At 54.5% G+C, this 18172-nt stretch carries 19 protein-coding genes; 10 read left to right on the top strand and 9 right to left on the bottom strand.

From position 1 onward, the window contains the following. The coding region (locus HALA3H3_RS27405; RefSeq protein ID WP_238326086.1) for a transposase at positions 1-259 on the top strand (259 nt) is incomplete at its 5' end. Positions 260-478: 219 nt separating this feature from the next. Here the strand turns inward: HALA3H3_RS27405 and HALA3H3_RS14685 are convergent. After that, complete coding sequence (locus HALA3H3_RS14685; RefSeq protein ID WP_022522347.1) at positions 479-964, bottom strand: Lrp/AsnC family transcriptional regulator; 486 nt, start codon at positions 962-964, stop codon at positions 479-481. Positions 965-1242: 278 nt separating this feature from the next. Here HALA3H3_RS14685 and HALA3H3_RS14680 point away from each other — a divergent pair, with 278 nt between their 5' ends. Then, positions 1243-2934 carry a 2-isopropylmalate synthase gene (locus HALA3H3_RS14680; protein ID WP_022522346.1) on the top strand — a complete coding sequence of 564 codons (1692 nt, stop codon included), beginning with the start codon at positions 1243-1245 and terminating at the stop codon, positions 2932-2934. Positions 2935-2959: 25 nt separating this feature from the next. On the opposite strand, the gene HALA3H3_RS14675 is transcribed toward HALA3H3_RS14680, so the two are convergent. Further along, a complete protein-coding gene (locus HALA3H3_RS14675) occupies positions 2960-3301 on the bottom strand; it encodes a TraR/DksA family transcriptional regulator (protein ID WP_022522345.1) in 342 nt (113 codons plus the stop codon). A 79-nt stretch (positions 3302-3380) separates the two neighbouring features. Between HALA3H3_RS14675 and HALA3H3_RS14670 the strand changes: the two genes are divergently transcribed. Continuing rightward, positions 3381-4577 carry an MFS transporter gene (locus HALA3H3_RS14670; RefSeq protein WP_022522344.1) on the top strand — a complete coding sequence of 399 codons (1197 nt, stop codon included), beginning with the start codon at positions 3381-3383 and terminating at the stop codon, positions 4575-4577. An 11-nt stretch (positions 4578-4588) separates the two neighbouring features. On the opposite strand, the gene HALA3H3_RS14665 is transcribed toward HALA3H3_RS14670, so the two are convergent. Then, on the bottom strand, positions 4589-5443 hold the full coding sequence (locus tag HALA3H3_RS14665) for a universal stress protein (protein WP_022522343.1): 855 nt from the start codon (positions 5441-5443) through the stop codon (positions 4589-4591). Positions 5444-5607: 164 nt separating this feature from the next. Here HALA3H3_RS14665 and HALA3H3_RS14660 point away from each other — a divergent pair, with 164 nt between their 5' ends. Genes HALA3H3_RS14660 through HALA3H3_RS14650 form a run of 3 tightly spaced genes read left to right on the top strand, consistent with a single transcriptional unit; the run spans position 5608 to position 7395 of the window. Next, on the top strand, positions 5608-6009 hold the full coding sequence (locus tag HALA3H3_RS14660) for a fluoride efflux transporter FluC (RefSeq protein ID WP_022522342.1): 402 nt from the start codon (positions 5608-5610) through the stop codon (positions 6007-6009). Next, positions 6006-6392, top strand: coding sequence for a fluoride efflux transporter CrcB (crcB, locus tag HALA3H3_RS14655; RefSeq protein ID WP_022522341.1), 387 nt, complete (start codon positions 6006-6008; stop codon positions 6390-6392). The genes HALA3H3_RS14660 and crcB overlap by 4 nt, the downstream gene beginning before the upstream one ends. 46 nt (positions 6393-6438) lie before the next feature. Beyond that, the gene (locus HALA3H3_RS14650; protein WP_022522340.1) at positions 6439-7395 is read left to right on the top strand and encodes an arsenic resistance protein; all 957 of its coding nucleotides are present in this window, start codon (positions 6439-6441) and stop codon (positions 7393-7395) included. 17 nt (positions 7396-7412) lie between these two features. Here the strand turns inward: HALA3H3_RS14650 and cfa are convergent, their stop codons facing one another. From cfa to HALA3H3_RS14635, 3 genes are all read right to left on the bottom strand, one after another. Beyond that, entirely contained in the window at positions 7413-8573 is a 1161-nt protein-coding gene (gene cfa / locus HALA3H3_RS14645) for a cyclopropane fatty acyl phospholipid synthase (RefSeq protein WP_009287341.1), read from the bottom strand. A gap of 222 nt (positions 8574-8795) precedes the next feature. Then, entirely contained in the window at positions 8796-9653 is an 858-nt protein-coding gene (locus HALA3H3_RS14640) for a universal stress protein (RefSeq protein WP_022522339.1), read from the bottom strand. Positions 9654-9672: 19 nt separating this feature from the next. Next, positions 9673-11163, bottom strand: a complete 1491-nt coding sequence (locus HALA3H3_RS14635; protein WP_022522338.1) for a SulP family inorganic anion transporter — start codon at positions 11161-11163, stop codon at positions 9673-9675. 481 nt (positions 11164-11644) lie between these two features. Here HALA3H3_RS14635 and HALA3H3_RS14630 point away from each other — a divergent pair, with 481 nt between their 5' ends. Beyond that, positions 11645-12661 (top strand): isocitrate dehydrogenase, encoded by a 1017-nt coding sequence (locus tag HALA3H3_RS14630; protein ID WP_009287343.1) that lies wholly within the window; start codon positions 11645-11647, stop codon positions 12659-12661. A 25-nt stretch (positions 12662-12686) separates the two neighbouring features. On the opposite strand, the gene HALA3H3_RS14625 is transcribed toward HALA3H3_RS14630, so the two are convergent. Then, positions 12687-14909, bottom strand: coding sequence for a heavy metal translocating P-type ATPase (locus HALA3H3_RS14625; RefSeq protein ID WP_022522336.1), 2223 nt, complete (start codon positions 14907-14909; stop codon positions 12687-12689). Between the two features lie 68 nt (positions 14910-14977). On the opposite strand from HALA3H3_RS14625, the gene HALA3H3_RS14620 reads away from it, so the two are divergent. Next, positions 14978-15457, top strand: coding sequence for a MerR family transcriptional regulator (locus tag HALA3H3_RS14620; RefSeq protein ID WP_022522335.1), 480 nt, complete (start codon positions 14978-14980; stop codon positions 15455-15457). Positions 15458-15464: 7 nt separating this feature from the next. Here HALA3H3_RS14620 and HALA3H3_RS14615 read toward each other — a convergent pair whose 3' ends face one another. Then, on the bottom strand, positions 15465-16265 hold the full coding sequence (locus HALA3H3_RS14615; RefSeq protein ID WP_009287345.1) for a ZIP family metal transporter: 801 nt from the start codon (positions 16263-16265) through the stop codon (positions 15465-15467). A gap of 149 nt (positions 16266-16414) precedes the next feature. On the opposite strand from HALA3H3_RS14615, the gene HALA3H3_RS14610 reads away from it, so the two are divergent. Next, a complete protein-coding gene (locus HALA3H3_RS14610; RefSeq protein WP_022522334.1) occupies positions 16415-16984 on the top strand; it encodes a sigma-70 family RNA polymerase sigma factor in 570 nt (189 codons plus the stop codon). A gap of 16 nt (positions 16985-17000) precedes the next feature. Further along, positions 17001-17204 carry a zf-HC2 domain-containing protein gene (locus HALA3H3_RS27655; RefSeq protein ID WP_081742556.1) on the top strand — a complete coding sequence of 68 codons (204 nt, stop codon included), beginning with the start codon at positions 17001-17003 and terminating at the stop codon, positions 17202-17204. A gap of 170 nt (positions 17205-17374) precedes the next feature. On the opposite strand, the gene HALA3H3_RS14605 is transcribed toward HALA3H3_RS27655, so the two are convergent. Continuing rightward, a complete protein-coding gene (locus tag HALA3H3_RS14605; RefSeq protein WP_022522333.1) occupies positions 17375-18025 on the bottom strand; it encodes a peroxiredoxin in 651 nt (216 codons plus the stop codon). Positions 18026-18172: the final 147 nt, after the last annotated feature.

The raw sequence follows: 18172 nt of genomic DNA, 5'->3' as shown, positions 1-18172 counted from the left end.
TACCTCCAGCACGCACTGGTGGGCCAATCAGTGGCGGCTGATCTTGTCGGGCTTCGCTTATACACTGTTCGAGCGGTTACGGACTTACCTGAAGCACACGCCCTTCGCGCGCATGAGTCCGAGCAACCTGAGGCTCAAGCTCATCAAAGTAGGCGCGGTCATCATCCGCAATACGCGCCGAATCCGCGTACTCATGAGTGACAGCTACCCCTATAAAACGGCGCTATCCGATCTCGTCAGGCGGTTGGTGCCGAACTGACTGCTCGGGCTCCCCCGGCCCGACGCAATGGGGGGAAGGGGGAGGTGTGTCTGAACGACGAAAAGTGGTTAAAAAGTAGCCGATGTAAGTCGAGCCAATAGGTGTTTAGCGGTGTTAGCCTGAGTGCGGTACTGGCTGAGGTGCTATGAGAAATCCAGGCTAGTGGGTTTAAGAAAAGCAGTCTAAACCGCTTGGCTTACCCTTGACTATGCCTTCTTATCAAAGCCGATCCGTAGGTACCGGCCGATGCTCAAAGACCCGCCGCAGCACAAAGCTGGTATGCGCGCCGGTAACACCCTCGATGCGGTTAATCACATGCAACAGCAGGTGTTGGTAGTCATCCATGTCCCGCACCAGGATTTTGAGCTGAAAATCCGCCGCCTGACCGGTAATGATCAGGCACTCGATAACGTTGGGTATCTCACGAATATGGCGCTCAAAATTATCGAAGCGCTCCGGCGTATGCTGATCCATGGAAATATGCAGCAGCGCCATTAACTGATAGCCCAGTTGGCGGGAATCGACCTCCGCACGGTAGCGCAGTATTAGGCCGTGCTCCTCCAGAGCCCGCACCCGGCGCAAGCAGGGCGAAGGCGAAAGCCCGATTCGATCAGCCAACTCCTGATTACTGATGCGCCCCTCCTGCTGCACAATATCCAGAATATGGCGATCAAATCGATCAAGCGACAGCGGCATTACGGCCATAGAAAGCAGCTCCTACCAATAAAAGCGAATTATGCGATATTTAATGTCAATTATTGGCGATAACACTACATTTTCGCAATAACCTTTCGTCGCTCTCCGCATACACTATGTCAAGTACGAGATAGCTAGTAAAAGATAGTCCAGTAAGAGATAGCTCAGTACCACAAGAGTCATTGCCACAAGCAGCCCCTTAAAGTGCCTCACCCTGGCACTGCAGCAATGCGGCATACGCCACAAGCGGCCGCTTTTAACAACTCACCGCCTTTAGGAAACTCACCATGTCTGCTTTTGATCATCGCAAATATCGCCCTGCGCCCCGCGTACCTGCCTTCAATCGCCAATGGCCAGATCGTGACCTGGATCATGCCCCGATCTGGGTGAGCGAAGACCTACGCGACGGCAATCAGGCGCTGCTTGAGCCGATGACCGTTGAGCAAAAGCAACGCTTCTGGCAGCAGATCGTTAAAGTGGGCATTAAAGAAGTCATGGTAGGCTTTCCTTCGGCCAGCCAGCCCGACTACGACTTCGTGCGTTGGCTGATCGAAGAGAATCAAATTCCCGATGACGTCACCATAGCGGTACTAGTGCAGTGCCGTGAACACCTGATTGAGAAGACCTTTGCCTCGCTGGTGGGTGCCAAGCGCGCCATTGTTCACCTATATAATTCCACCTCCACCATTCAGCGCGAGCGGGTGTTTGAGATGGATCGTGCCGGGATTGTCGATATTGCGGTACAAGGGGCTACCTGGGTCAAAACCTACGCCGACCAATACCCCGAGATTGAGTGGTGTTTCGAGTACACCCCGGAAAGTTTCTCCAGCACCGAGATCGATTTTTCGCTGGAAATCTGCGAAGCGGTGATGGATGTGTGGCAGCCGACGCCAGAGAATAAATGCATTCTCAACCTGCCCACCACGGTGGAAGTGGCCGGGCCGCACCATCACGCCGATCAGATTGAGTACTTTTGCCAGCACATTAGCCGCCGCGACAGCGTGATTATCTCGGTGCACACCCACAATGACCGCGGTGGCGCGGTAGCCTCTGCTGAACTCGCCCTGCTGGCCGGCGCCGAGCGAGTAGAAGGTACCCTGCTGGGCAATGGCGAGCGCACGGGCAATATGGATATCGTCACTCTGGCGATGAATCTCTACAGCCAGGGCATCGATCCTGAACTGGATCTATCCAACCCTGATGAAATCATTCAGGTGGTCAACGAGTGCACCGGTATCGCTATACACCCGCGTCACCCCTGGGTGGGCGAGATGGTCTACACCGCTTTCTCGGGCAGCCACCAGGATGCGATTCGTAAATCCCTCAAGCATCAAAAGCCCGACGAGCCTTGGCAAGTGGCTTATCTGCCCATCGACCCCCACGATATCGGCCGCGACTATCAGGCGGTGATTCGCGTCAATAGTCAGTCCGGCAAGGGCGGCATGGCTTTCCTGCTTGAGCGGGATTACGGCATTAACCTGCCGCGCTGGATGATGCTGGCCTTGGCGCCTTACGTGCAGCAAGAGAGCGAAAAACGCGCCAGCGAACTCTCCAGCGAAATGATTCGCCAGGTGATGTTCAATAATTTCACTCAGGAATCGCCGCTAACGCTTATCGATTACCAGCTCTCCAAAGGCCAGCAGGAAGGCATTGAGCTGACGCTGAAACAGGGTGGCGAAACGCTGCGCCTTTCTGGCAAGGGCAACGGCGCGATGTCGGCGTTTACCGATGCGTGGCAACGCCACTCCGGCAGTAGTGTAGGGATTATCGATTACAGCGAGCATTCGCTGGGTGCCAGCAGTGAAGCCAATGCCATCGCCTTCGTTCAGCTCAATATCGATGGCCAGCGGCTTTGCGCAGTGGCCGAAGATAGCGACACCGTGAGTGCATCGCTCAAGGCACTGTTGTCAGGTATTAACGCAACGATTAATCCTGGTCAGACAACTGAGCAGCAGCCAGAAGCTGCCGCCGAAGCGTAAACGGCTTGGCTTTAAGGAGCAGGGTCTAATCAGCACACTCAATACACTTCAGCACTAATGGGCCCCAGGTGAGGCGTTTGGCCCCAATCCATTCGCCGCACTCTATACACTCACCAAAGCTTTCACTCTCAATGCGTTGCAGGGCAGCGGCAATCTGCTTCAACTTTAGCTGACGTCGCTGCTCGCCTGCTTTGGCCATCGCTTGCCCTTGCATTGCATCCATACGCGACAGCCGACCTACCGACGTTTGATCCAGCATCACCGTATCCCGGGACTCTTCACTGCTGGCGCTCTCCTCGCGGAGCGTGGCGTCAAGAGCAAGTAATTTCTCACGGATAACGACTATATCCACCTCAGGGTGATTCATCTGCACCTCCCACTAGCCTACAATCATTTACCAACAATCGTTAACCTACTAATTATTTGATCGCGAAGGGAACGTTACGATGGGCTATCGCACCCTGCTGCGCGATCACCGCAGCGTACTCAGTATCGCTTTTCTAGCGATGTTTAGCTCAAGCCTTGGGCAGAGCTACTTTATTGGTCTTTTTCAAGCGCCCCTTTCAGACCACCTGGGTCTTAGCGTCGGCCAGTTTGGCACCGCCTATGCCGTGGTTACCCTGATAGCGGGTTTCTGCATGCTGCGCTTTGGGCCCTCCATCGACTGGATTAACCCACAGCGCTTTGCGGCAATCGTCTTGTCACTGCTGTTAACCGGCGTTGTACTGCTTACCTTATCGCCCTGGTGGTGGCTGGGGATAGTCGGCCTTGGCATAGTGCGGCTATGCGGCCAGGGCATGTTGACCCATTTGGGTAACACCCTCGCTGCCCGAGAGTTTTCCACCATGCGCGGCCGTGCCATTGGCCTGGCTAACCTAGGGATACCGCTGGGAGAAGCGCTGCTGCCCCCGTTAGTGGCGGCTGCGCTTATCTGGAGCAGTTGGCAAACCTTCTGGTGGCTACTGTGTGGCGTCATCGCCTTGCCTTGGCTGTGGCTACTGTTAAAAGCACCTTGGCCCGACGCACCGGGCGTTAAACCAACCAGGCAGACGCCCCATGGCCCTCGTCCCTTTCGCGAAAAACGCTTTTGGCTGCTAATGCCACTATTAATGGCCCTCCCCATCACCATGACGGGGCTGTTTATCTATCAAGCGCAATTAACGGAGTCTCTGGAGAGCTCCCTGGCGGTTTACGCCCTGGCGCTGACCGGCATGGGAATCGCCAAACTGCCGGGGGCCTTATTAGGAGGCCGCTGGGTGGATAAACTAGGCCCCGTAAAGCTAGCCCGCCTTTACCTACTCCCCTACGCCTTTGCCATGGTGATGGCACTCACCATTGGCGGGCATATCAGCATTTGGGCATTGATGGTAGGGGGCGGCTTGGCCATGGGCGCGCAAGAGCTAATTGCATCGGGTCTGCTGATCAAGCTATGGGGAGCTGAGCACCTAGGGAGGGTTCGCTCCGCTCTTAGCGCTGCCATGGTGTTCTCCACCGGCGTCGCGCCCGCCGTACTGGGGTTAGCCCTTAGCGCAGGCGCACCTTTTCATGCCCTTCTATTAGGCATGCTATTGTTTATCATCGCCGGTTGGCTACTGGCTCAGCGTGTACTGCGGGAAACCTCCACTATCCCGGCTGAGCCATAAAAGTGCAGAAATCAGCGCAAAATCAGCACCGGCAACTGGGCATTACGCAACATTGTGGTGGTAGTACTACCGACCAGCAGGTGACGGATCCGCGAGTGGCCGTAGGCGCCCATCACCAGCATGTCGATATCATGCTCTTGCTTATAGGTACGCAGCGTCTCTTCCACCTCGCCCGCGCGTATCGCCCCTTCGGCGGAGTGCCCGGCCTCGCGTAAGGTTTCCAGCGCCCAGTTCAGTTGCGAGCGGTTTTCAGCGGTTTCAGCGCCCACAATCACCACGTGGCAGGTAGCACCCTCAAACAGCGGGCTTTTGGCCAGCATTTCCACGCCTTTACGAGCCGTTTTACTGCCGTCAAACGCCATCATCACATTGTGCGGTTGAGTAAACTCTTTCGGCACCATGAGAATCGGGCGATGCATTTCCCGCACCACGCGCTCTAGGTTGGAACCTAAATGACCACTAGCTTGGTGCGCCGTCTCGCCCCGCTTGCCTACCACTAACAGCCTTACATCTTTTTCATTCTCGACCAGGGTTTCCACCAGAGTACCGTTGCACTGCAAACACTGCGGGTCGGCAATACCGGCGTTGGCCGCGCGCTCCTTGGCGGCGTCGAGTAGCAGGCGCCCGCGCTCACGGGAGACTTTGGCATGTTGCTCTTCAATGCCAGACAGCTTTTCCAGCAGGTGCTCTCGGGTACCTAATCCTAAGTTACCGGTTAAATCAGGCTCAGCTACTTGGGCATGGTTATCCACGGTATGAATAAAACTGAGCGGAGCATCCAGGGCTTGGGCGGCCCAAGCCGCATAATCACACACGCCTTCTGAAAACTGAGAACTATCAATAGCTGCCAACACGCGATCTGACATGAGGTAATTCTCCTTGAGCATCAACATTATTTTTATATTCTCACCCTTTTCTACACGAACTCATTGCCCCACGACACCCTAAAACGTTCTTGCGTGCTTCGGACGCTATAAAACGCACATGCTAAACTTAGCGGCCTATTGAAGTTGGCGACTCGGAGGAAAGCATGGGGCATGGCTTAACAAGCGTACTGTTAGTCGCACTAGGAGGCGCGCTGGGCGGGATGGGACGATTTGCGGTTTCCAATCTACTCGCCCGCTATCTCGGCAAGGCCTTCCCCTGGGGAACCCTGGCGGTTAACGCCAGCGGAGCCTTTCTAGCGGGCTGGCTGCTCGGCAGCCTAGGTATCGCTAGCGCCCCCTCTTCTGTATGGCTGTTCACCATCGGAGGTGTGTTAGGTGGCTACACCACTGTCTCCTCTTTTAGCTTGCAGACCATTGAGCTATGGCAGGGCGGCCAGCAACTCCGCGCAGGCATTAATGTGGGCACCACGCTGCTGCTTGGTTTAGTCATGGTCACCCTGGGCTGGTTGTTATCAGGGGCTTCTCTGTCAGGAGCGACCTTATGAGCGCCTGGAAGGCTTACCTTGCGGTAGGTGTCGGTAGCGGCGTGGGCAGCGCGCTGCGCTACGGCGTTTCGCTATTATCCCAGGCAGCACTAGGGGGCTATTTCCCCTGGGGAACACTCATTGTTAACGTACTGGGTTCGTGCTTAATCGGTTGGTTGGCCGCCACCCTCTCGCGCTCCCCCCACAGCCAGCTAGCGCGTTTTCAGCCATTATTGGTGGCCGGTTTTTGCGGCGGTTTTACCACCTTTTCGCTATTTAGCTTAGAGACGCTACATCTGGTGCAGTTAGACCGCCCGGGGATTGCGCTGGTTTACATTGTGGTTAGCCTTCCCCTTTGGCTGGGCGCTGCCGTGGTGGGTGAGCGCATGGCGCTTTTTCGTTAGCAAAACAGCCCCGATTGCAAAACCGTTAGCGACAGGATGTGCCAGCATGCGCGATCAGATGGAAAAGCATCAGTCTTGGCTCTACCTGATTTTCATTGGCTTAGGCCTAACGTTAGGCATCAGAGCACCGCAATTCGCTGAGCCGCTAGCGCATTTTTTATGGCCGCTGTTAGCGGTGCTGCTTTACGCCACCTTTACGCAAATTCCTTTGCTGCATATTGCCCGAAGCTTCGCTGACACACGCTTTATGGCCGCGTTGATGGTCGGTAATTTTATTGCCATTCCAGCCTTTTTAGCCCTTACCGTTATTTGGCTACCACTCTCCCCCGCCGTGCTGGCAGGCGTTTTACTGGTACTGCTGGTGCCCTGCACCGATTGGTTTATCACCTTCACGCATTTAGGCAAGGGCGATAGCGCTCGGGCCGTTGCCGCCGCCCCACTACTGCTGCTGGTGCAGTTAGTCGCGTTACCCGTTTATTTGTGGCTGTTCCTGGGCAGTGAGTGGTTTCAGCTAACGCTCTCTAAAGAACTATTGAGCGCTTTTGCAGGGCTTATTCTCACGCCTTTAGCACTCGCCTGGTTAACCGAGTACATAGCCCAGCGTCACAAGACAGTTAAACGCACCGTGTATTACCTGGAAATACTGCCAGTGCCCTTACTGGCCTTAGTGGTGTTTATGATCGCCGCTTCCCAGGTCAACACTGTGTTCGGCCTTAGCCAAGTGTTGGTTCAGGTGGTGTTTATTTTTATTGGTTTTTTACTCTTTGCAGCTCTATTGGGTAAGGGGCTTGGCAAGTTGTTTAAGCTACCCACCGCCAGCGCTAGAACGCTAGCGTTTAGCTTTGGTACACGTAACTCTTTTATGATGTTGCCCATCGCCCTGACGCTACCCAGCGCTTGGCAGGCGGCGGTTGTGGTGGTGGTGTTTCAATCACTGGTAGAGCTATTTGGTATGGTGACACTCTTACGCTGGGTGCCCAATAAGCTACTGCCAGATCCCTAGCTTGTGTTAGATAGCGATTAGCTAACGCGGGAATAACCGCCCAGTACCCCCTGCTTACTCATCACCAGTTGCCAAAGATGAATTTCTCTGGCTCGGAAAGCACCGGCGCAACTCAGCAGGTAGTAGCGCCACATGCGATAGAAACGCTCGCCATACTGGCTTTCGAATGTGGGCCAGTGCCTCTCGAAATTATTGTGCCATGCCATCAGAGTACGGTCGTAATCAGCCCCAAAGTTATGCACATCCTCCACCACAAACAGTGCTTCGGCGGCATCAGCTATTTGCCCCAAGGTGGGCAGTTCGCCATTGGGGAAAATATATTTATCAATCCAGGGGTCAGTCACCGTGTTGCTTAAGTTTTTGCCGATGGTATGTAGCAAAAACAGGCCGTCATCCTTTAAGCAGCGGTTAACCACGTTCATATACTCGCGATAATTTTTATGCCCCACATGCTCAAACATGCCGATGCTGACAATACGGTCAAACTGCTCGCTTTCATTGCGGTAATCCTGCAGTCGAAACTCTACCGGCAAGCCCTTTTTGATCAATCGTTGCCCAAACTCCGCTTGCTCTTTGGAGATAGTCAGGCCCACGCACTCAACACCATAGTGCTCAGCCGCGTAGGCCATGAAGCTTCCCCAGCCGCAGCCAATATCCAGCACGCGCATGCCTGGCTTTAATTGCAATTTACGGCAGACGAGATCGAGCTTGGCTTCCTGGGCCTCGTCCAGGGTTTTGGCATCTTTCCAGTAGCCGCAGGTGTAGGTCATGCGCTGATCGAGCATGGCCGCGTAGAAGTCATTACCCAGATCGTAATGCTTTTCGCCCACTTCCCAGGCACGCTTCACCGTTTGCCGATTCAGCAGGCGCGAACGCAGAGAGTGATAAATCAATTGAGTGGGCTTGATACGCTGCCCGAGCTGGGCACGCATTAAGCGGTAAAACAGCTCATCAAGCCGATCGGCGTTCCAGTCCCCCTTCATGTAGCTTTCGCCAAACCCAAGATTGCCTCGCGAAAGAGCGCTATCAATAACGCCGGGGGCATTCAATTGGATATCCCAGGGGCGGTGCCCGTCGAAATGAATATCGGCTTGGGCCAGTAGCTCAGCAACAAAACGGTGGGAAGTAGAGGCTTCGTCGAAGCCAACAGGCTTTTTTTCCAACATAGGCATGTTCACAGCAGGCTCCTTACGCTATTCCAGTGGGTGAATAGGTTACAACCTGACTACTAGCATAGAAGCGCATGGCAACATTAGCATCATTTTATGGAGATCATTTATGCACTGCAGAGACTAAAAAGCCGGCTCACTCAAGAAAGAGGGCCGGCTGCGAAGGTAATACGCACAGCGAGCTAAACGGTTATGCGCTGCTGCTTTTTTTGAGTTTTAGCTTATTGAGCCCTAGCGCAAAATCAGCACCGGTATGCGGCTACCACGTAGCATAGCCGTTGTGGTGCTACCTACCAGCAAGTGGCGAATACGCGAGTGCCCATAAGCGCCCATCACCAGCAGGTCAATACCATGCTCTTTTTCGTAAGCTTGCAGGGCTTCATCTACCTCGCCTGCACGAATGGCGCCTTCGGCTTGGTGGCCCGCATCGCGCAATATGCCTAACGCCCACTCAAGCTCGGAACGGCGTTCAGCCGTTTCCGCACCCACGATCAGCACATGGCACTCAGTGCCAGCAAAAAGCGGCGAACGAGCCAGCATCTCGACGCCTTTACGGGCGGTTTTGCTGCCGTCAAAGGCCATCAATATCTTTTCAGGTCGCTTGAAGGTTTTCGGCACCATTAGGATCGGACGGTGCAATTCACGCGCCACCCGTTCAAGGTTAGAGCCAAGGTGGCCACTGGCCTGGTGGGCGGTTTCACCGCGCTTACCCACCACCAGCAACCGTATGTCTTCCTCAAGCTCTAACAAGCTTTCCACCAGGGTGCCATTGCGTTGGCGCGTGGTGGGGTTGCTGACTCCATCATCGATAGCGCGCTCTTTAGCTGCTTCCAGCATGAGCTTGCCATGCTCGCGATTCACTTTAGCGCGCTGCTCATCAAGCTCGGAAAGCTCTTTCATCAGCCTTTCACGGGCACCGAAACGCAGGTTGCCGGAAAGGTTCTGCTCTTCGGGTACTGCTGAGTGGTTGTCGACCACATGCACAAAGGTTAACGGTGCATCCATAGCCAAGCTTGCCCAGGCAGCATAATCGCAGACGCCTTCAGAAAACTGGGAGCCGTCAATAGCGGCTAATACTTGATCTGTCATGTCGCTCTCCTTGCGTTGGTTAGTGGCCGCCCATCAGCTTTTCAACCGCTTCGGGGTCGTTGTGTACCGCATAGCGATCCACGACCGTCGCACTGGCCTCGCTCAAGCCCACAAGCTCTACCTCGGTACCTTCACGGCGGAATTTAATCACCACGCGATCCAGCGCCTGCACGGCCGTCACATCCCAAAAATGCGCACGAGAAAGATCAATCGTCACTTTCTCGATACTTTCCTTAAGATCAAAAGCGGCCGTGAAACGCTCAGAAGAGGCGAAGAACACTTGGCCGACCACCTGATATTCACGCTGCTTACCGACTTCCACTTCTTTTGAACCAACGTAGAGAATGTTGCCCACTTTATTAGCAAAGAATAGCGCTGCTAGCAGCACGCCTACAAAAACACCAATCGCTAAGTTATGTGTACTGACGGTAACTGCAACTGTTGCCAGCATGACAATATTGGTGCTTATCGGATGCTTTTTAAGATCACGAATCGACTCCCAGCTAAAGGTACCGATCGACACCATAATCATTACCGCCACCAGCGCCGCCATAGGGATCTGCGAGACCAAGTCTGCTAAAAAAACCACCAACATTAATAGCACCACGCCAGCAATCAGCGCCGATAACCGCGTACGACCACCGGACTTAATGTTAATCACCGATTGGCCGATCATGGCGCAGCCCGCCATGCCACCCAGTAGTCCAGAGCCAATATTGGCAATTCCCTGCCCTTTGCACTCGCGGTTTTTATTACTTGGCGTATCGGTCAGATCATCGACAATGGTGGCAGTCATCATAGACTCAAGCAGACCGACCACGGTTAGCATCATCGCGTAAGGTAGAATGATCCATAGCGTTTCCAGGTTCAGCGGCACACTTGGCCACAGGAATACAGGCAGCGTATCAGGCAGTTCCCCCATATCACCGACGCTGCGGATATCCATACCGCTGATCATATAGACCGCGGTAAGCACCACAATACAGACCAGAGGTGAGGGGATGGACTTACCGATGACAGGTAAATAGGGGAACAGGTAGATAATGCCCAATCCGGCCAACGTCATGGCATAGACATGCCAAGTCACATCGGTCAACTCCGGTAGCTGTGCCATGAAAATCAAAATCGCCAGCGCATTAACGAACCCCGTCACCACTGAGCGTGACACGAAGCGCATCAAATCCGCGAGTTTCAGGTAACCCGCAATAATCTGGAATACACCAGTCAACAGCGTGGCGGCCAGCAGGTATTCAAGCCCATGCTCTCTCACCAGCGTCACCATCAGTAACGCCATAGCCCCCGTCGCCGCCGAAATCATGCCAGGGCGCCCCCCCGTGAACGCAATGACCACCGCGATACAGAAGGAAGCGTAAAGACCAACTTTGGGGTCAACGCCTGCAATAATTGAAAAGGCAATCGCCTCGGGAATCAGTGCAAGGGCGACAACGATTCCCGAAAGCGTGTCGCCTTTAATGTTGGAAAACCACTCTTGCTTGGTATAGAGAGACATTCAGGGAGTCCATGGCTGGAGGTTAAGATTTTACAAACTCTCGACGCGGCGCATCAGCACACACAAGACGTGCGGCGTCAAACCAATGAGTCAGTGCTGGAGCAATCTAGGGTGCGGCCGACAGTAGCATGCTGCAACGCCATGACAACGCAATTAACGAGGCCAGACGTTTTCTTGAGGAGGGGGAAAACCTAGGGCGGAGTCATCAGCCCTGAAATAGGTAGTTTCTGAAATAAACGTGAAAAGATCATTACCGTTATGCCTTGCTGTAAGAAGAACGCAAAGTTAAAGCGTGGCGCTATAAGCCGCGACATTCTAGCAGCAATTAGCGCTCTTTGCACCCGTGCTACACCCTTTGCAGGGTGCCCTCCAGACTCAATTTGGCGTACCATTACGCTCGAAAATGATGTCTTATCAAGTCCCAACTATTTACGTTGAAGCGGCATACGCAACACACTTGTCGCTCAAAGAGGAGCAGCACATGAGCCAATCTATTGCAGTCATCAAGGGCGACGGTATCGGTCCCGAAATTATGGAGGCCACGCTGCGAGTACTCGACGCCTTAGATTGTGGCTTAACCTACCAGCACATCGATGCTGGCTTAGGTGCCCTTGAAAAGCATGGCACGCTGATTCCCCAGGAGTCGTTGGATGCCATCGAGAAATACGGCATTGCGCTGAAGGGCCCGCTAACCACGCCGATTGGCAAAGGCTTCTCCTCGATTAACGTGCAGCTACGTCGTCACTTTGACCTTTATGCCAATGTGCGCCCGGCGATTAGCTTCCCCGGTACCCGCTCGCGCTACGACGATATTGATATGATCACCGTGCGCGAAAACACCGAAGGCGCGTATCTTTCCGACGGCCAGGAGATGATAGACGACGGCGATACTGGCATTTCGGTGATCAAAGTGACTCGCAAAGGCTCCGAGCGCATTGTGCGCTACGCCTTTGAGCTGGCCAAAAACAACGGTCGCAAAAAAGTCACCGCGGTACACAAAGCCAACATTATCAAAACCAGCTCGGGTTTGTTCCTGGACGTAGCGCGGGAGATTGCCAAAGAGTACCCCGAGATCGAATTCCAAGAGATGATCGTCGATAACGCCTGCATGCAGCTGGTAATGAACCCACATCAGTTTGATGTGGTGGTCACTACCAACCTGTTTGGCGATATTCTCTCTGACCTTTGTGCGGGCTTAGTCGGCGGTTTGGGTTTGGCTCCAGGGGCGAACATCGGCGAAAAAGCAGCGATTTTTGAAGCGGTGCATGGCTCAGCGCCGGATATCGAAGGCAAAAACATCGCTAACCCCTGCGCCTTGCTGCTCGCCGCAGCACAAATGCTTGATCACCTGGGCATGACAGAGAAAGGCACCGCCATCCGCCAGGGTATCCGTACCGTGCTGGAAACCCGCCGCGATATGGTCACCCCCGATATGGGCGGCACTGGCTCTACCGACTCCTTCGCCCAGGCGTTGGTTGAGTACGTACAGAGCCACTAGTCGACTCTTTCTAGCTGATCGCTTTCTAGCCAATTTCATTAAAGCGGTAACGCAATAAGTACAATGCATTGAGGGTGACCAGCACGGTCGCCCCAGTGTCAGCCATTACCGCGACCCACATCCCTGTAATCCCCAGCACCGTAGAGACCAAAAACAGCGCCTTGAAGCCAAGCGCCAAGGCCACGTTGGTTTTTACATTGCGCATGGTCGCCCGGGAAAGTGCGATCATCTCGGCTATCCCACCTACGCGGTTTTTAAGCAGCGCGGCGTCGGCGGTTTCAAGCGCCACATCGGTACCGCTACCCATGGCAATACCCACTTCTGCCGCTGCGAGTGCCGGTGCATCGTTAATACCATCGCCCACTTTACCCACTGGCCCAAGCCCTTGCGCCTGCCACTCGCGCACGCGCTGGGCTTTATCTTCCGGCATCAGCTCGCCTTCTGCTTCAATGCCCAACTGTTCACCAATGGCCGCCACGGTGCGGGCATTATCACCGCTGAGCATCACGGCTTGCACACCTAGGCGCTCTAACGCTTGAAGACCTTCGCGAGCATCTTCACGGGGTTCATCACGCAGAGCGATTAGTCCTAATAGGCGCTCACTTTCTATCCCGTCCTCTCCTTCTATCCCTCTTTCTATCCCTCTTTCTAGCAATATGGCCAAGCTTTTGCCCTGCGCTTCCAACGCCGCAATACGGGCTTTTATCTCACCGGTGTGCTGGGTGAAAGATTGTAAATAGCGCGGGCTCACCAGCATTAACTCACGTCCTTCGACATGTCCGGCAACGCCCTGCCCTGCTAGCGCACGAGCACCTTGCACAGTAGGTACCGAAGCCCCCTCCTGCCGGTCATAATAGTCACTGATCGCCACAGCGAGGGGGTGGCTCGAGCCCTGCTCCAGAGCGGCAGCAAGACGCACTATCTCAGCGCAACGGCTTTTATCAAGACGGCTACCCGCTTCAAGGCTCTCTACATCCGTCACGGTGGGTTTGCCCGCGGTTAGCGTGCCGGTTTTATCCAGCGCGACCCGCTTGAGTTTGCCTAACTGCTCTAATACCGCACCGCCTTTCATCAGCAGACCGTTGCGAGCGCCCACCGATAACCCGGCTGCAATGGCCGCGGGCGTCGAAATCACCAGCGCACAGGGGCAAGCAATAAGCAGTAGCGCTAGGGCGCGATAGATGGATTCCGACCACAGCATCGTCGATACCAGCGGCGGTACGATAGCGACCAGCAGCGCCACCCCGACGACCGCAGGCATATAGTAAAACGCAAAGCGGTCAATAAAACGCGCCACTGGTGCTTTGGCCGCCTGAGCCTCCTCCACGAGCTTAATCACTCGGGCGATGGTGTTGTTTTCAGCGCTGCGGGTTACCTCAACTTCAAGCACGCCATCCAGATTGACGGTGCCAGCAAATACTGACTCGCCTTCGCTACGCTCCCGTGGCACCGACTCACCATTCACAGGCGATTCATCAATCGAAGAGTGACCGGCAATAATTTGCCCGTCACAGGGCAGACGGTCGCCAGGGCGTACCTGCACTCGTTGCCCCGGCACCAGAGACGCGGCAGCAACTTCCCGAGCTTCGCCCTGCTCCATCAACCGCGCAGTAGAGGGAGTCAGCTTGGAAAGCGCCGAAATACTGCGGCGCGCCTGAGCGGCGGCAACGCCTTCCAGCATCTCCCCCACTGCAAATAGAAACACCACCACTGCCGCTTCAGCGGCGGCGTTTATCGCCAGTGCCCCTAGGGCTGCGATGCTCATCAGTATTTCAATGGTGAAAGGGTTACCCATCTTAAGCGCCTGCCAAGCACGCTGAATAACCGGCACAAGACCAACGACCGTTGCGGCGATGAACGGCCAACTGCCCAGGGTGGGCCAGGCGAATTTAAGCCCCCAGGCAAGCGCCAGCAATACACCACTGACAATCACCAAACGCCCTTTAGGCGACTGCCACCATGAGGACGACTTTTCCGATTCAGTTGTGTTCACCGACTCATCGATTACCTGGTAGCCCAGAGCCGTGATCGTTGACTCAATATCGGAATGTGGCAGGGTCTTACCGGGCGGTGCGGTTAATCGCACCGAGCCGGTGACAGAACTCGCGGAAACATGTTCAACATGGTTTAAACGATTTAGCGCCGCCTCAACTTTACGTTCGCAGCCACCGCAGTCCATACCTTGCACGCGCAGGGTGGTCGGCGACGGAGAAACTGCAGAGGTTTTAGCCGGTGTGGTCGTACTCATCGCTCTTTGCTCCAAGTTAGTCTATCTTAGGAGCAGCGTAATACCTGTAGTCACTAGAGGTTCAAGTAATGAAAGATCAAACCCCTGAGCCAACTGCCACTGAACGTTATATCGGCATTGGTGAGCTGGCACGCGAGTCCGGCTGCAAGCCAGAAACGGTGCGCTACTACGAACAGATTGGGCTACTGCCTTCAGCACCGCGCAACGAAGGCAATCAGCGGCGCTACACTACTGCTGCTATCCGCCGTTTGACGTTTATTCGCCATGCGCGGGATTTTGGCTTTTCGGTGGAGGCAGTCCGGGAGCTGTTACAAATGGCGGATTACCCCACTATGCCCTGCGAAGAGGTAGACACGCTAGCGAAGCGTCACCTAGCCGAGGTCGAGGCACGACTTGCACGACTCACCTCGGTACGCGATGAGCTCAAACGCATGATCAATCAATGTGCGGGGGGCAATGTTGGCCAGTGCCATATTATTGACGTACTCAGCGACCACCGGTTGTGCCATCAAACGGGGCCTCACGGTGGCGCGGATGTCATAGGTTAACGCGCAATTAACCCAGCCACACATCCAAGAACAGCATAATCACCAGCCCCATCGCCAAGCCAAAGGTGGCTTTTTTCTGGTGCCCGCAGCGGTGGGTTTCGGGGATGATTTCGTGGCTGATCACGTACAGCATCGCGCCGGCGGCAAAGGCCAGGCCCCAGGGCAGCAGTATTTGGGAAACGCTGACAATACTGGCACCAAATAGCCCGCCAACGGGCTCGATTAGGCCGGTTAGCGCAGCAATCGACCAGGAGCGCCACTTTGAGTAGCCCTCGCCCATTAAGGCGACCGCAACGGCGAGTCCTTCTGGCATGTTCTGTAAGCCAATACCGATCGCCAGGGGCATACCGCCCTCTAACCCATTGGCCCCAAAGCCAACGCCCACTGCCATGCCTTCCGGCAGGTTGTGGATAGTAATCGCAAACACAAACAGCCACACCCGGCGAAGCGATGCAGCCTCCGGCCCTTCACGGCCCTGGGCAAAATGCTCATGGGGCAGATGCTCGTTAAGCAGCGCAATCGCGCCCATTCCTAACAAAATAGCCGCACAAACAATCGCGGCAGGCACGGGGCCACCGGGATAATAGATTTCCGCAGCGTCAAGCGCTGGAATAATCAGCGAAAAGAATGACGCTGCCAGCATTACCCCCGCCGCAAAACCTAACGCCAAATCACGAAAGCCACGGCTAGGCGTTTTACCTAGCAGCACCGGTAGCGCACCTACCGCCGTCAACAATCCAGCAATTAAGCTGCCCAAAAACCCTAATAACAACGTATTTTCCATGGACAGCATAAACTCGGTTGGCATTCAGAAAGGCATCAAAGAGAACGACACGTTGTTGTCTAACGTGGTATCAACACGTACTTTAACGCATTAATGCCTAATGAATAAATAACGATGGTTTTCATTAGCGCGATGTCAGTAGTGCGCCTTGGGAACATTAAAAGGGGATTCTCGTGCCTCATTCCGCTACGTTCGCCGCCGCCCACTTTACCCAGCTACGACCCCGCTTAGTGGCCTTTGCGCGCTTGCAGTTACGCGACTCTACCGCCGCTGAAGATGCTGTACAGGAGACCCTGCTCACCGCCTTTGAGAAAAGCGCCACCTTTGAAGGGCGCTCCGAGTTCGAGACCTGGGTATTTGGCATATTAAAATACAAAATTCTGGATCAACTGCGTCAACAGCGCCGTCAAGGTACTTGGCAACCGTTAGGCCTGGACTTAGATGACGACACCCTTGACCGTCTATTTCAACAGGATGGTCACTGGCAAAGCGCTGCCCGCCCCAGCCACTGGGGAGAGCCTGAGCAGGTGTTAGAAAACCAGCGTTTTTGGCAAGTATTTGATGCCTGCTTGATAGCCTTACCGGAGAATATCGCACGCGTATTTACCTTGCGTGAACTCATGGGGCTCTCCACCACAGAGATCTGTAAGGAAACCGGCATTACTGAAACCAACTGCTGGGTCATCTTACACCGTGCGCGTTTACGGCTAAGAGAGTGCTTGGATCATGGTTGGTTAAATTAGCTGAGGGGAACCTGATATGCTTATGTGCCGCGAAGCCACGAGGTTGATGTCTTTAAAACAGGACAAAATATTAACATTGCGTGAAAAGATGGCTCTTCGTCTTCACCTGTCGATGTGCCGGGATTGCCGTCACTGCGCCCGCCAATTCGATCTGTTGCACAACATTAGCGACCACCACCCCGCCTCGCGAATCTCTTCCCGCAAAACGCTAGACGATTAGCTTTTTCGGCTAAGTGCTGCAAACCACTACTCTCTCCTGCTTCGCTTCTCCGTCAGCGAACTCCTACGTACGCCCGACAAAAACATTGTATAGAGTCCACTTGATGGCCCATGCAAAAGCCAGCGCATAGGCGCTGGCTTTTCGCTTTTTACACTATTCTACTAACGCAATTAACGCAGTGGCGTCTTACGCAGGTAAGGCAGAACCGTTTCATACTCGCCATACTTCTGCTTGGCATCGGCGTCAGAAACGCTAGGCGGAATAATCACGTCCTGACCTATCGTCCAATCAGCTGGGGTGGCAACGCCGTGTTTCGTCGTGGTTTGCAATGCATCCAGGGCGCGTAGGATTTCCGCAAAGTTACGCCCTACGGTCATTGGATAGGTCATGGAAAGCTTCAACTGCTTATCCGGCCCGATAATAAACACCGAGCGCACCGTTGCGCTGTCTGCTGGCGTGCGGCCATCGGGCAGGTAGGCATCTTCCGGCAGCATGTCATACAGCTTTGACACCGTAAGACCGTCGTCGGCGATGATCGGAAAATCGACTTCGCTGCCGCTGACGGTTTGGATGTCATTGCCCCAGCGTTTGTGGTCTTCAACACCATCCACGGAAACACCGATTACTTTGGTGCCACGTTTCTTCCACTCTGCGCTCAGCTGCGCGACGGCACCGAATTCTGTCGTGCAAACCGGGGTAAAGTCTTTAGGATGCGAAAACAGGATCGCCCAGCTGTCGCCAATCCAGTCATGAAAACGAATCGGCCCTTGGCTCGTCTCCGCTTCGAAATCGGGCACGACTGCATTAATACGTAATGACATGCTTTCCTCCTTAATGGGCGTTAGACGCCCTAATAGCTTATTTGACTTTCAACACCTTCACTATAGATCATTTAGCGCTAAGACAGCGAGTCGTAGTACAACGTTCCCTCGCTCTGCCAAGCGTAGTCTAACGGCGTAAAAGCCTGA

Origin of the sequence: Halomonas sp. A3H3 (genome assembly GCF_000982975.1) — a bacterium.
Lineage (GTDB): Bacteria > Pseudomonadota > Gammaproteobacteria > Pseudomonadales > Halomonadaceae > Vreelandella > Vreelandella titanicae.
Note: the sequence above shows the minus strand (reverse complement) of the source record. Positions and strands in the feature narration are given on the sequence as shown.